The following is a 13,694-nucleotide window of genomic DNA, read 5'->3' as shown; positions in this document are numbered from 1 at the left end:
GCAACCGATGCATTCCTTTCCAAGGGATCTGTCTTGCGGCAACAAAACGCCCGTTGGCCGTTGCCACCGGCCCGATTGGGGCGTAGATCAAGTCGATCCGGCTTGGCTCGTCGTCAGTCTCAATACCCGTCCCGCCGGCATGGCCGGGACGGCAGCGCAGGATTTTTCGCCATGACCCATCCGTCTTCCGACCGCGTCGTCATCTTCGACACCACCTTGCGCGACGGCGAGCAGTCGCCCGGCGCCTCCATGAACCTGGAAGAGAAGATCCGCATCGCCCAGACGCTGGAGGAGATGGGCGTGGACGTGATCGAGGCCGGCTTCCCCGCCGCCTCCAACGGGGACTTCGAGGCCGTGCGGGAAGTGGGGCGGGTGGTGCGCAACGCCACCATTGCCGGCCTGGCCCGCGCCCACCGCAACGACATCGAACGCGCGGCCGAAGCGCTGAAGGGGGCGGCGCGCCAGCGCATCCACACCTTCATCTCCACCAGCCCGCTGCACATGAAGTACAAGCTGCAGATGGAGCCGGACGCCGTGGTCCAGGCCATCTGGGACAGCGTCACCCTGGCCCGCAACCATGTCGAGGACGTGGAATGGTCGGCCGAGGATGGCTCCCGCACCGAGCTGGACTTCCTCTGCCGCTCCGTGGAAACCGCCATCAAGGCCGGCGCCACCACCATCAACATCCCCGACACCGTGGGCTATGCCGTGCCGGAGGAATACGGCGCGCTGATCCGCGCGGTGCGCGAGAAGACGCCCAACAGCGACCAGGCCATCTTCTCCGTCCACTGCCACAACGACCTGGGCCTGGCCGTGGCCAACTCGCTGGCCGGGGTCGCCGGCGGCGCCCGCCAGGTAGAATGCACCATCAACGGCCTGGGGGAGCGCGCGGGCAACGCCGCCCTGGAAGAGATCGTGATGGCCCTGCGCACCCGCGCCGACTATCTGCCCTACAAGACGGGCATCAAGACCGAAGCCATCACCCGCGCCTCGCGCCTAGTGTCCACCATCACCGGCTTCGTGGTGCAGCCCAACAAGGCCATCGTCGGCGCCAACGCTTTCGCCCATGAGTCCGGCATCCATCAGGACGGCATGCTGAAGCACGCCGGCACCTATGAGATCATGACCCCGGAATCGGTGGGCCTGAACCGCTCCACCCTGGTGATGGGCAAGCATTCCGGCCGCGCCGCCTTCCGCGCCAAGCTGAAGGAGCTGGGCTACGACGACATGGGCGACAACGCCGTGAACGAGGCGTTCCGTCGTTTCAAGGATTTGGCCGACCGCAAGAAGGATGTGTTCGACGAGGACATCATCGCCCTCATCGATGACGAGGTGGGTCGCCAGCACGACCATATCCAGTTCGTCTCGCTGCAGGTGGTCGCGGGTTCCCGCGGGCCCCAGCATGCGGTGCTGGAGGTGACGGTGGGGGGCGAGGCCGTGCCGCCGGTGGTCAGCTTCGGCAACGGCCCGGTGGATGCCGTGTTCAACGCCATCAAGCTGGTCTTCCCCCACGACGCCCGGTTACAGCTGTACCAGGTGCATGCCGTGACCGCCGGCACCGATGCCCAGGCGGAGGTGACCGTGCGCCTGGAGGAGGGGGGCAAGACCGTGAACGGGCAGGGGGCTGATGCCGACACCCTGGTCGCCACCTGCCGCGCCTACCTGCATGCGTTGAACAAGCTGCTGGTGAAGCGTCAGAAGACCGCGCCAGCCGCGATCAGCGCCTGAGGCACGGGGAACGGTTGACCCCGCGGTTCGGTTAACGGTGTAATCCCGAGTCTGGCGATGTGCGGTGGTATTGGGCGGTGCCCGCCACCGCCTGCGCCCCCCAAGGTTGAGTCCTGGGCCCGGTTGAGCGGGCAGGCTGCCCGGCCGTGTCGGAAGCGCTTCCCGGAGTCCGTCGGGTTCGCAGACGTTCCGCGCCGCGGCGATAAAATCGCCGCCAAAGCCTTTCTGGGCTTGAGCGGCCTAGCGATTCTGTTCTATGCAACCCCTGTGGCGGTGCGATGGTCGTTTCCCAGGGGAAACCACGGTTCGCAGGGCCATCTTCCCGCAACCCACTAACCGATGTCCTACGAACTTGCTTGGCATTTTCTCCGTCGATATGGCGATCGACCTCGGCACGGCCAATACACTGGTCTACGTCAAGGGTCGCGGTATTGTCCTGAACGAACCGTCCGTGGTCGCGATTGCGAACGTCCGCGGCAAAAAGCAGGTCTTGGCCGTCGGTGACGAGGCCAAGCTGATGCTGGGCCGCACGCCGGGCAACATTCAGGCCATCCGTCCGTTGCGCGATGGTGTCATCGCCGATTTCGAGGTCGCGGAAGAAATGATCAAGCATTTCATCCGCAAGGTTCACAACCGCCGCAGCTTCGCCAGTCCGCAGGTCATCATCTGCGTGCCGTCGGGCTCGACCGCCGTTGAGCGCCGGGCCATCCAGGAATCGGCCGAGGCCGCCGGCGCGCGCCGCGTCTTCCTGATCGAAGAACCCATGGCCGCCGCCATCGGCGCCGGCCTGCCGGTGACCGAGCCGACGGGCAGCATGGTGGTGGACATCGGTGGCGGCACCACCGAGGTGGCCGTCCTGTCGCTGGGCGGCATCGTCTATTCCCGCTCCGTGCGCGTGGGCGGCGACAAGATGGACGAGGCCATCATCGGCTACATCCGGCGCAACCATAACCTTCTGGTGGGCGAAGGCTCGGCCGAGCGCATCAAGAAGGAAATCGGTTCCGCCTGCCCGCCGGAAGACGGCGAGGGCCGGGTGATGGAGATAAAGGGCCGCGACCTGATGAACGGCGTGCCCAAGGAACTCATCATCAGCGAACGCCAGATCGCCGAAAGCCTGGCCGAGCCGGTGAGCCAGATCATCGAGGCGGTGAAGGTCGCGCTGGAACACACGGCGCCCGAACTGGCCGCTGACATCGTGGACAAGGGCATCGTGCTGACCGGTGGTGGCGCGCTGCTGTCCAACCTGGACTTTGTGCTGCGTCACGCCACGGGGCTGCCGGTGTCGATCGCCGACGATCCCCTGTCCTGCGTGGCGCTGGGCACGGGCCGGGCGCTGGAAGAAATGAAGACCCTGCGCAACGTGCTGATCAGCATGTATTGACCAGGGGCCTTCGGCTGCCCAAATGGGCGGCAGGCTTTGTTTTTGTAGGGTGGGCCGGGATCGGTTCTGAACCGGATGGAATCCCGGGCCCCCTGTAGCGGACGGGGACTGCCTGTGAAGACGCGCAGCGGTGGCACCGCGCTCAGGATCGCAGCACCCATGCGGGCGCTGCTACAGCGATTCTCATTCATGCTGATGGTGCTCGCCGCCATCGGGCTGATGATGATGACGCGCGCCGACCCCGTGTTTATCGATGCCGCCCGCGCCCGCGTCACCGACGCCTTCGCGCCCATCCTGGGTTTCATCGCCCGCCCCGCCGGCGCCGTCGCCAGCGTGCTGGAGTCGGGACGCCAGCTGGTTTCCGTCTATGCGGAGAACCAGCGCCTGCGCGAGGATAACGAGCGTCTGCGCCAGTGGCAGCAGACGGCCCTGCGCCTGGAGGCGGAGAACAACTCCTTGCGCGGTCTGCTGGCCTACAAGCCCGACCCCGCCGCCTCCTACATTACCGCCCGCGTCATCGCCGACCCCGGCGGCGCCTTCGTCCGTACCCTGGTGGTGATGGCCGGCCAGCGGGACGGCGTGCGCCGTGGCCAGGCCGCCATGGCCGGGCAGGGCGTCATCGGCCGTGTGGTGCAGGTGGGCGAGTGGTCGTCCCGCATCCTGCTGGTCACCGACCTGAACGCCCGCATTCCGGTGGTGCTGGAAACCACCCGGCAGCGGGCCATGCTGTCGGGTGACAACTCCGACCAGCCGCGCCTGATGTACATTCCCCGCGGCGTGGAGCCAACGGTGGGCGAACGGGTGTTCACCTCCGGCCACGGCGGCCTGTTCCCCGCCGGCCTGCCGGTGGGCGTCGTCGCCACCACCCATGACGGCGAGACCCGGGTGACCCCTATCGTCGACCTGTCGCGCATCGAATACGTGCAGCTGGTCGATTTCGGTATCCCCGGCGGACTGGCGGCCGAGGCAGCCCAGCCCGGCGCGATGCAGTGACGCCCGCCATGGCGGCTGGCATCTGGCAACGGCTGGACCAGGCCGGTCGAAACTCGGTGCCGTTCAGCACCACGGTGGCGGCCATGCTGGTGGGCATGATGCCCCTGCAGTTGCCCGACTACTCCTTCGTGGCGCCGCCCCTCACCTTGATGGCCATCTACTACTGGGCGATCTATCGCCCCGACCTGCTGAAGCCCTATATGGCCTTCGGCATAGGGGTGTTGCAGGATCTGCTGGGCGGATCGCCGCTGGGGATGAGCGCGCTGGTCTATGTGCTGTCCTACTGGTTGGTGCTGACGCAGCGGCGCTATTTCCTGGGGAACTCCTTCTGGTTCCTCTGGCTGGGGTTCGCCCTGGTGGCGGTGGGGGCCGGTGCCGTGCAGTGGGTGGCCTACAGCCTGATGACGGTGCATCTGGTGGCGCCGGGCAACGTGGTGGCCCAGGCGCTGCTGGCTATCGTGCTGTTCCCGGTTCCGGCCTGGTGCTTCAGCAAGCTGCACCGCAGCCTGCTGAGCTGACCTGGAGCGAAATGCCAACGGCATGAGGCATTTCTCACGCCGTTGTAGGACGCGATTGCGTCCGCCGGAGGTTTCCGGGGAACGAAGTGGACTTGAAACCGAGGAAGCCCAAGCCCGCGGATGCGGGCGCCCGGCGTCTGAGGGGGTAAAAACTTACGATGTTCAACGCGATCGATAGGGACGCCGAACGCCAGCGCGTCATGAACCGCCGCACCCTGGTGCTGGGTGGGCTCAAGGCCGGCGCCTTGTCCGCCCTGGTGGCGCGCCTCTATTACCTGCAAATCCTGGAAGGCGACCACTACACCACGCTGGCGGAGGACAACCGCATCTCCCTGCGCCTGCTGGCGCCGTCGCGCGGCATCATCGTCGACCGTGCCGGTGTGCCCCTGGCGGTGAACGAGCAGAACTTCCGCGCCGTCCTGGTGTCCGAACGCACCGACGACGTGGACGAGACGCTGGACAAGGTGGTCAAGCTGCTGCCGCTGACCGACGCTGACCGCCGCCGCATCCTGCGCGATGTCGACCGCTTGCGCTCCTTCGCGCCGGTGACCCTGCGGGAGAACCTGACCTGGGACCAGGTGTCGGCCATCGAGGTCAACCTGCCCGACCTGCCCGGTGTGTCCATCGAGGTGGGGCAGGTGCGCTCCTACCCCTTCGGGGAACAGGCGGCCCACATCCTGGGCTATGTCGGCGTGGTGTCGGAGCAGGAGTTGCAGAACGCGCGCGATCCCCTGCTGTCCCTGCCGGGGTTCCGCATCGGCAAGAGCGGTATCGAGCGCAAGCACGATCTGGCCCTGCGCGGCACGGCCGGCACCAGCCAGTTGGAGGTCAACGCCGTGGGCCGCGTCGTGCGCGAACTGGCGCGCAACGACGGCCAGCCGGGGCACCAGGTGACCCTGACCATCGATGCCAAGCTGCAGTACTACGCCCAGCAGCGCCTGGCGGAGCATGAGAGCGCCGCCGCCGTGTTGCTGGACGTGCAGACGGGGGGCGTGCTGGCGCTGGCCTCCCATCCCAGCTTCGATCCCAACCAGTTCGCCATGGGGATCCCGCAGGACCTGTACGACAGCCTGATCAAGAACGAGGCCTCGCCCCTGACCAACAAGGTGGTGGCGGGCCATTACGCCCCCGGGTCCACCTTCAAGCCCATGACCGCGCTGGCGGGGCTGGAGGCCGGCGTGGACCCCACCCACCGGGTCTTCTGCCCGGGGCACTACGATTTCGGCGGCCACACCTTCCACTGCTACAAGAAGGGCGGCCACGGCTCCGTCGACATGCACGACGCCATCCGCATGTCGTGCGACGTCTATTTCTATGACCTGGCGCGGCGTATCGGTGTGGACCGCATCGCCGACATGGCCCGCCGCTTCGGCTTGGGTGAGCGGACCGACCTGGACCTGCCGGGCGAGAAGAACGGCATCATTCCCGACACCAAGTGGAAGCGCCGGACCTATAAGGAAAATTGGTACGATGGCGAAACGTTGAGCGTCGCCATTGGCCAGGGCTATGTCACGGCCACGCCCATCCAATTGGCGGTGATGTGCGCCCGCCTGGCCAGCGGCGGCAAGGCGGTGAAGCCCCACCTGACCAAGGCGGTGGAGCAGGAATACACCGAGCAGACGACCTGGCCCGACATCGGCGTGAAGCCGGAGTTCATCCAGCGCATCCTGGCCGGCATGGCCGGGGTGACCTCCGCCGGCGGCACGGCCTATGCCGCCCGCATCACCCAGCCCGGGATGGAGATGGGCGGCAAGTCCGGTACCGCCCAGGTCAAGCGCATCACCATGGCGGAGCGCAACGCCGGCCTGCTGAAGGCCGAGCGGCCGTGGAAGGATCGCGACAACGCCCTGTTCATCGCCTTCGCGCCGGTGCAGGCGCCCCGGTATGCCTGCGCCGTCATCGTCGAGCACGGCGTGGGCGGCAGCTCGGTCGCGGCCCCCATCGCCCGTGATCTGCTGTTGGAAATCCAGTTGATGGAGGCCGCGCGGGCCCAGCAGGCCGATGCCGGCCCCACCCCGGCGTCTGACGCGGCGGCAGGCGATGCGCCTGCCTCTCCCGCCCAACCCGCCGCCCCGACCCTGACCCGGGTCACCAGCGCCCCGGCCGCGCCAGGGGAAGGGACCCCGCGATGATGAACCTCGACATGGGGCTCGACCCCCAATCCAACATGAGCCTCAGCGAGAAGCTGGGCCAGATCAGTTGGAGCCTGGTGCTGCTGATCACCGCCGTGGCCTGCATCGGCTTCGCCATGCTCTATTCGGCCGCCAACGGCAATTTCGACCCCTGGGCCACGCGCCAGATCATGCGCTTCGCCGTGGGTGCCGTGATCATGCTGGTCGTGGCGCTGATCGACATCCGCATCTGGCTGAAGTTCTCCTACTTCCTCTATGGCATCGCCTTCTTCCTGCTGATCGTGGTGGAGGTGATGGGCCATGTCGGCATGGGGGCCCAGCGCTGGATCGACCTGGGCTTCATGCAGTTGCAGCCGTCGGAGTTGATGAAGGTGACGCTGGTGATGGCGCTGGCGCGCTATTTCCACGGGGCCTCGCTGGAGGATACGGGCCGCATCACCTTCCTCATCCCGGCCTTGATCATGATCGTGGCGCCGGTCTGCCTGGTGCTGCTGCAACCCAACCTGGGCACCTCGCTCATGTTGCTGATGGTGTCGGGCGCCATCTTCTGGCTGGTGGGCGTGCGGCTGTGGAAGTTCGCGCTGGTCATCGGCAGCGTGCTGGCCGCCATCCCGGTCATCTGGCACTTCATGCACGACTATCAAAAGAACCGCGTGAACACCTTCCTGAACCCCGAGAACGACCCCCTGGGCCATGGCTACCACATCATGCAGTCCAAGATCGCCTTGGGCTCCGGCGGCATGTTCGGCAAGGGCTTCCTCATGGGGTCGCAAAGCCATCTGAACTTCCTGCCGGAAAAGCAGACGGACTTCATCTTCACCATGCTGGCGGAGGAGATGGGCATGGTGGGGGCCCTGGTCTTCCTGGTCCTCTATACCCTGCTGCTGGTCTACGGCTATGTCATCGCCATGCGCTGCCGGCACCAGTATGGCCGGCTGGTGGCCATGGGGCTGACGGTGAACCTGTTCCTCTACATGTTCATCAACATCGCCATGGTCATGGGCCTGATCCCCGTCGTGGGCGTGCCCCTGCCGCTGATCTCCTACGGCGGGTCGTCGGCGCTGACGGTCATGACCGGCTTCGGCCTGCTGTTGTGCGTGCATGTTCACCGCGACGTGCGCATGTCCCGCCGCGGCATGAGCGATTTCTGACGCCCCCTGTTCCTGCAAGGGCGCCATGCGGGAGCGCCCCTGCATTTTTCTGTCGACAAGCACCGCCTATCGCCGTATGAAACCGCCCTCACCGCGACACAGCGCGGATGACCGCCGCTCCGGCGGCGGTCCTTGAGGGGCGGGTGTATAGCTCAGTTGGTAGAGCAGCTGACTCTTAATCAGCGGGCCCAAGGTTCGAGTCCTTGTACACCCACCACTCCTCTTCCTTGAAAATGCGACATGCCGTTGGATGCCAGGCCGAGACGCCTGCGCTTGCCGTCGCTTCCTAACCACCTGTTTTATCAATCGATTTTCTGTGCCCGGCGTGTGTCATGCGTCGCATGGGTGCCATTCCCGGCGGTTGGCCGGTAATGCGGTTTTGCTGTCATTTTTCTGTCGACAAGGTCGCGCCGGAACGCTACAAAGCGGCCCTCACCGGGACGTAAGACCCGGCGGCCGGCGCCTCGGCGGCGGCTCTTGAGGGGCGGGTGTATAGCTCAGTTGGTAGAGCAGCTGACTCTTAATCAGCGGGCCCAAGGTTCGAGTCCTTGTACACCCACCACTCCTCTTAAATCTCCCTGACAATGCTGGTTCTGGTCGCCCGGTCCCCTTGGACGTCGGGCGCTTTCGCATGCGCTGGCTGTGTCGCTTGGCCGGCGGGAGCCATAACGCCAAAACGAAAAGGGCGCCCGGAGGCGCCCTTAATCATCTTCAGCCAGTCATCTCAGCCCTGGGGGGCTTAGGCCGGCTTACCAGCCGCCGAACAGCCAGCTGGTGGGGATGTGATAGTACAGGGTCACGATCTCGGAACCGGGGTTCACCTCGCCGATGCCGGCGTTCGAGATGTGGCCGAAGGACAGGCCCAAGCGGCTCTGGTTCTCGAACTTGTACGAGATTTCGGCGGTGGAGCGGAATTCCACCCAGCTGCCCAGGTTCTTGCCGCTGCCGGTGCCATAGACGCCGACGCCGAAGTTCGGCGTGAAGTCGAAGGAGCTGCCCAGCGGAATGTCGAACAGGATGCCACCGACACCGTAGGCGCCGCCCTGGCCGGTGAACTCACCGCCCACCCAGGGGCTGATGCGGATCCAGCTGCTGGAGAACAGCGCGGTGCTGGGACGATACTCGATGCGATAGTCGGTCGTGTTGTGCTTCGGCCCGGTCCGCAGCACGTCGTACTCACCGATGCCGAGGCTGAGGAAGCTGGGGGTGTCCTCGGCGAAAGCCGGCGCCGCGACTGAAACCAGCCCCAACGCCAATACCGTGGACTTGAGAAGACGCCGTAGCACGACCGTGATCCTTAATAAGAAGTTTCCAGGATGATTCCCGAACGAAGCAGGCAACTCAACGGGCAAAGCGGTGACCGCTACCTTTTGCCTCGCATAGCCGCCAACTGTTGCGCATATGCGACAAAAGGGCGTCCAGCCGGAAAGGCTACACACGCGCAAGGCTCTACCCTTGATACCGTCGCCGCACTTGATAGGTCCGGCGGGTTACAATTTCATGAAGAGGCGCCGCATAGGCGCATTGCCCGGAGCTTATATGGTTTCGTCGCCCCATCATTGTCAGGGGCATACGACGCAAGGCAGGGGTGGGTGGGGGTAATCGCTCCGCCGTCTGCAAATGGGACGGCCGCCGCACGTCGGCCTGTCATAAAACATCGTTAAAATTGGCTCATGGATCTGTGTCCGGCGCCCGCGATCTTGTCCTCCATGGACCAGGCCGCCACGATTGCCCTGCTGGGCGATCCGGCGACCCATCAGGGTTTGGCGGTGGAGCGAATCGACACCGATGGCGCCTTGATCTTCCTGGCGGGCGACCGCGCCTATAAAATCCGGCGCGCGGTCCACTTCCCCCACCTGGATCTATCCACGTCCGACCGCCGCCGGCGGGTGGCCCTGGCCGAGGTCGCGGTCAACCGCCGTACCGCCCCTGGCCTGTATGAGGGGGTGCTGGCCGTGGTGCCGGGCGCCCATGGCCGGCTGGTGCTGGCCCCGGCGGGCCCGGGCGCCGATGCCGCGGCGGTGGACTGGGTGGTGGTCATGCGCCGCTTCGCCGAATCCGGCCTGTTCGACCGTCAGGCGGAGGCGGGGCTGCTGACCCGCGACGGCATGCGCGCCGTGGCCGATGCCGTGGCCGCCCTGCATGAAAGCGCCCATGACGAAACCCCCGACCGGCCGGGCCGCGCCCCGGCCGGCGGGGTCGAGGCGGTGCGGGCGGCGGTGGCGGGCGCGCTGGGCGCCCTGCGGCGGCATCCCGACCTGTTCGAGCCCCCGGCGCTGGACCGGCTTGAAGGGGGGCTGATGGCGGCGGTCACCCGCCAGGAATGGCTGATCGAACGGCGCCGACGCTCCGGCTATGTCCGGCCCTGCCATGGCGACCTGCAACTGGGCAACATCTGTGTCTGGGGTGACCAGCCGACCCTGTTCGGCGCCGCCATCCTGCTGGACGAGGCCGGCGGGCCGGAGGGCGAGGTGGCCGGCGGCGGCGGGCCTGCGGTCATCGACGTCTTCCACGACCTGGCCTACCTGCTGATGGATCTGGAGCATCGGCGCCTGCGGCCCTTCGCCAACCTGGTGCTGAACCGGTATCTGGAGCAGACCGGGGACTTCGCCGGCCTGGCCTTGCTGCCGCTGTTCATCAGCCTGTGCGCGGCCATCCGCGCCCACATGACGGCCAGCACCGCCGCCGCCCGCCGGCCGGTGGGGGCGGGCGCCTCCTTCCGCCGGGAGGCGGCGGCCTATCTGGATTTGGCCTTGTCCGCCCTGAGTCCGCGGGCACCCCGGCTGATCGCCATCGGCGGCCTGCCCGGCACGGGCAAGTCCACCCTGGCCCGCATGCTGGCGCCGGAGATCGGACCCATCCCCGGTGCCGTCATCCTGCAGTCCGAGTCCCTGCGCCGCCGCCTGCTGGATGCGCCGGAGGAGGGGGCCCTGGCCGCGTCCGGCTATAGCGAGGCGGTGACGGCCCGCGTCTATGGTGAGATGACGGGCCGCGCCGGCCTGGTGCTGGAGGCCGGCCATGCCGTGGTGGCCGACGCCGTCTATGCCCGTCCCGACCAGCGCGCCGACATCGAGGCCGTGGCCCACGCGGCGCCCGTGCCCTTCCTGGGCCTCTGGCTGGTGCTGAACCAGCAGCAGGCCACCGATGAGGGGCGGCCCAAGGGCGAACGGGGCGGGCGCGGCCTGGGGGAGATGCGCTGGGACATCCTGTCCGTCCTGGGATCCGCCGCCGACGTGGCCCGCCGGCTGCTGAGCCAACTGACCCGGCCGGAGCCCTGGCGGCCGGACGCCTGAGCCGCCGGCCTTCCCATTGGCGCTTGCGCTGCGGGGGGCGCGGGTCCAGGCTTGAGGCACGTCAATGCGTGCATCCGCCCGAACGGTGAAGCTTCTCCACGATGTGCCGGCCGCCTGAGCGCCGGCAACCACAGGAGAACGGCCCCATGTCCTATCGCAAGATCCTGTCCGTGCTGACCGGCGGCGCCGGTGACCGTGCGGCCCTGGCGGCGGCCTTTGCCCTGGCCCGGCGCGACGGCGGCCATGTCCTGGGCCTGGTGCCCAACCCCGACCCGCGCGAGGCCGTGCCCGCCCTGGGCGAGGGGGTGTCGGGCGCCTTGGTCGAAGAGATCATGACCATGGTGGAGCAGGAGTCGCGCAACCACCGTACCCGCGCCCGCCAAACCTTCGACGCCGTCCTGGCCGAGGCCGGCGCCACCCTGGCCGAGAGTCCCGTTGCGGCCGCGAGCCCCGACGCGGCCGCCCCCGTCACCGGCGACTTCCGCGAGGTGGTGGGCAACCAGGAGGATGTCGCCGTGGTCCAGGCCCGCCTGGCTGACCTCAGCGTCATGGCCCAGGTGGCGGAAACGACCGGGGGCGAGGCCCTGCTGATGCTGGAGGCCATCCTGCTGGACAGCGCCCGGCCGCTGCTGGTGGTGCCGCCGGCCTTCAACGCCGACGCCGGCCTGGGGCGCCGCATCGTCATCGCCTGGAACGGCAGCCGCGAGTCGGCCCAGGCGGCGGCGCAGGCGCTTCCCCTGCTGACGACGGCGGAGGCGGTCACCGTCATCGCCGTGGAAACCGACAAGACCGACGGTGCCGCCGGCCGCGACCTGGCCGGCTATCTGGCCTGGCACGGCGTCAAGGCCCAGGTGCGCCAGCCCATGGCCGAGGGCCGCTCGGTGGGCGCCCTGTTGTTGGCCGAGGCGAAGGCGGCCAACGCCGACCTGCTGGTGCTGGGCGGCTATGGCCACAGCCGCCTGCGGGAGATGATCCTGGGCGGCGTCACCCGCCATGTCCTCTACAACGCCCCCCTGCCGGTCTTGCTGGCGCACTGAGGATGGGATGCGTCGTTATGTCGCAGGGAAGGGGCGATGGCACCGGGCCCTCGGCAAGACCTGGCATCGCATGTTTTCGTTCGACGGAACAGGGCGTTAGGGGGAGGCCCTACCATCGTATCCTGGTGTTGGGCCCCCAACCATTAACGCATTATTGCGCAACGACATTGCCAGCATTGGCCAGCCTGGCATACCCCTTAGTGGCTAGGTAGGGCGCCGGTTGGCGGCCCTACACAAAGATATGGGGGGAGTTGATGATTCGCGTGTTTGCTGGCCTGATAGCGATTTCCATGCTCGCCGGGTGTGCGCTGTCCGAAGACGTCGCCACCGTGAAGTACGTTCCCACCAAGGCTGAGGTTGTCGCCGATGCCAAGCCGGTGGGCCTGACCGTGGTGGATGCCCGCACCTCCGACCGCAATCGCATCTCCGCCAAGATTAATGGTTTCGGTACCGAAATGGCAGCCATCCGCTCCGATAAGGATGTTCCGACCATCGTGACCGATGCGTTCAAGACGGAATTGGAGGCGCGGGGCTTCCATGTGCAGGCCGGCGGCCGGCCGATCACCGTCTCCATCAACCAATTCTACAACCAGTATGGTGCCGGCGTGTTTTCCGGTACGGCTACCGCCGATGTCAATTTGACGGTGGCGGTGGGGAATGGCGCGGGCGCTCCTGCTTTCAGCCAGACCTATGCCGGTACGGCCAAGAAGACCATCTTGATGGCCAACGGCTCGAACGCGGCGGAGACCGTCGCCAGTGCCCTGAACGACGCCTTGGCGAAAATGTTCGCCGACCCCGCTTTCGTGGCCACGCTGACCGGCAAGTCGTCGCCGGTGGTGGCGACTCCGGCGGTTGCTGGCAGCCCCACCAGCTGACGGCCGCCAGTTAAGGTGCCTGGGGCGGCGGATGTATGTCCGTCGCCCCAAGGGCATGTTCAGTGGCTTTGAGGTTTGGTTTCGGCCTTGAATGCCTGCTCGCAGACCTGGTTGGCGAACGCCTGTGCCATCTGACCTTCGGCGCCGCTCAGGCCGATGGCCCCCAGAACGCCGCCACCACCTACCGAGCGGTTGACGTCATAATCACCGGCGAGAGCACCGTTCGCGGCATCGAACAACTGCACGGAACCGCGTACGACGTTGGAGTCACCCAGCAAAATGGCGCGCCCCGCGTTTTCGCCACTGAAGCGGGCGACGCGGGCTTCCAGGCGCAGGGGGTGGCTACCCTTGGCGCACTTCGTCAGTTCCGTGTGCAGGGCCAGTTCCAGCTTGGCCTTGAACTCGGGCGAGGCGTCGGGGGGCAGGGCCTTGATCTCGATATCGGAGATATAGCTGTCATGCGCCAGCGTGGCGGACAGCGGCTTCACGGCTTCGCTGCTGCTGAACGGCACGCAGCCGGTCGCGACGGATAGGAGGAGAAGGCAGAGTCGAGTTTGCCCTCTTTGTTTTAATAATGCCATGGTCG

General features: G+C 66.9%; 11 protein-coding genes and 2 tRNA genes. 11 read left to right on the top strand and 2 right to left on the bottom strand.

The genetic code is table 11. The features are described from left to right. Positions 1 to 171: 171 nt before the first annotated feature. From ULB03_RS03500 to ULB03_RS03465, 8 genes are all read left to right on the top strand, one after another. Entirely contained in the window at positions 172 to 1,728 is a 1,557-nt protein-coding gene (locus tag ULB03_RS03500) for a 2-isopropylmalate synthase (RefSeq protein WP_322481906.1), read from the top strand. 316 nt (positions 1,729 to 2,044) lie between these two features. Next, complete coding sequence (locus tag ULB03_RS03495; protein WP_416211135.1) at positions 2,045 to 3,109, top strand: rod shape-determining protein; 1,065 nt, start codon at positions 2,045 to 2,047, stop codon at positions 3,107 to 3,109. Positions 3,110 to 3,184: 75 nt separating this feature from the next. Next, on the top strand, positions 3,185 to 4,102 hold the full coding sequence (gene mreC, locus ULB03_RS03490; RefSeq protein WP_322481904.1) for a rod shape-determining protein MreC: 918 nt from the start codon (positions 3,185 to 3,187) through the stop codon (positions 4,100 to 4,102). 8 nt (positions 4,103 to 4,110) lie between these two features. Further along, positions 4,111 to 4,620 (top strand): rod shape-determining protein MreD, encoded by a 510-nt coding sequence (gene mreD / locus ULB03_RS03485; protein ID WP_322481903.1) that lies wholly within the window; start codon positions 4,111 to 4,113, stop codon positions 4,618 to 4,620. Between the two features lie 158 nt (positions 4,621 to 4,778). Then, a complete protein-coding gene (mrdA, locus tag ULB03_RS03480) occupies positions 4,779 to 6,752 on the top strand; it encodes a penicillin-binding protein 2 (RefSeq protein ID WP_322481902.1) in 1,974 nt (657 codons plus the stop codon). After that, complete coding sequence (gene rodA, locus ULB03_RS03475) at positions 6,749 to 7,903, top strand: rod shape-determining protein RodA (RefSeq protein WP_322481901.1); 1,155 nt, start codon at positions 6,749 to 6,751, stop codon at positions 7,901 to 7,903. Before mrdA ends, rodA begins: the two co-directional genes overlap by 4 nt. A gap of 141 nt (positions 7,904 to 8,044) precedes the next feature. Beyond that, a tRNA-Lys gene (locus ULB03_RS03470) sits at positions 8,045 to 8,120 on the top strand. A gap of 269 nt (positions 8,121 to 8,389) precedes the next feature. Then, positions 8,390 to 8,465 (top strand) — tRNA-Lys (locus ULB03_RS03465). Between the two features lie 187 nt (positions 8,466 to 8,652). On the opposite strand, the gene ULB03_RS03460 is transcribed toward ULB03_RS03465, so the two are convergent. Continuing rightward, positions 8,653 to 9,189, bottom strand: a complete 537-nt coding sequence (locus tag ULB03_RS03460; protein ID WP_322481900.1) for an acyloxyacyl hydrolase — start codon at positions 9,187 to 9,189, stop codon at positions 8,653 to 8,655. Between the two features lie 423 nt (positions 9,190 to 9,612). Between ULB03_RS03460 and ULB03_RS03455 the strand changes: the two genes are divergently transcribed. From ULB03_RS03455 to ULB03_RS03445, 3 genes are all read left to right on the top strand, one after another. Continuing rightward, positions 9,613 to 11,196: a bifunctional aminoglycoside phosphotransferase/ATP-binding protein gene (locus ULB03_RS03455; protein ID WP_322483767.1), complete on the top strand. Its 1,584-nt coding sequence runs from the start codon at positions 9,613 to 9,615 to the stop codon at positions 11,194 to 11,196. Positions 11,197 to 11,342: 146 nt separating this feature from the next. Next, positions 11,343 to 12,233, top strand: a complete 891-nt coding sequence (locus tag ULB03_RS03450; RefSeq protein ID WP_322481899.1) for a universal stress protein — start codon at positions 11,343 to 11,345, stop codon at positions 12,231 to 12,233. 254 nt (positions 12,234 to 12,487) lie between these two features. Then, positions 12,488 to 13,108 (top strand): YajG family lipoprotein, encoded by a 621-nt coding sequence (locus ULB03_RS03445; RefSeq protein WP_322481898.1) that lies wholly within the window; start codon positions 12,488 to 12,490, stop codon positions 13,106 to 13,108. Between the two features lie 59 nt (positions 13,109 to 13,167). Here the strand turns inward: ULB03_RS03445 and ULB03_RS03440 are convergent, their stop codons facing one another. Next, on the bottom strand, positions 13,168 to 13,620 hold the full coding sequence (locus ULB03_RS03440; protein ID WP_322481897.1) for a hypothetical protein: 453 nt from the start codon (positions 13,618 to 13,620) through the stop codon (positions 13,168 to 13,170). Positions 13,621 to 13,694 lie beyond the last annotated feature (74 nt).

Origin of the sequence: Nitrospirillum goiasense (assembly GCF_034427435.1) — a bacterium.
Lineage (GTDB): Bacteria > Pseudomonadota > Alphaproteobacteria > Azospirillales > Azospirillaceae > Nitrospirillum.
The sequence above is the reverse complement of the archived record's forward strand: the minus strand, read 5'-3'. Positions and strand labels throughout refer to the sequence as shown.

Bases quoted from the DNA above. Each gene is read 5' to 3' on its own strand.
- ULB03_RS03500 (WP_322481906.1), top strand. From the start codon at position 172: ATGACCCATCCGTCTTCCGACCGCGTCGTCATCTTCGACACCACCTTG.
- mreC (WP_322481904.1), top strand. From the start codon at position 3,185: ATGGAATCCCGGGCCCCCTGTAGCGGACGGGGACTGCCTGTGAAGACG.
- mreD (WP_322481903.1), top strand. From the start codon at position 4,111: ATGGCGGCTGGCATCTGGCAACGGCTGGACCAGGCCGGTCGAAACTCG.
- mrdA (WP_322481902.1), top strand. From the start codon at position 4,779: ATGTTCAACGCGATCGATAGGGACGCCGAACGCCAGCGCGTCATGAAC.
- rodA (WP_322481901.1), top strand. From the start codon at position 6,749: ATGATGAACCTCGACATGGGGCTCGACCCCCAATCCAACATGAGCCTC.
- ULB03_RS03455 (WP_322483767.1), top strand. From the start codon at position 9,613: ATGGACCAGGCCGCCACGATTGCCCTGCTGGGCGATCCGGCGACCCAT.
- ULB03_RS03450 (WP_322481899.1), top strand. From the start codon at position 11,343: ATGTCCTATCGCAAGATCCTGTCCGTGCTGACCGGCGGCGCCGGTGAC.
- ULB03_RS03445 (WP_322481898.1), top strand. From the start codon at position 12,488: ATGATTCGCGTGTTTGCTGGCCTGATAGCGATTTCCATGCTCGCCGGG.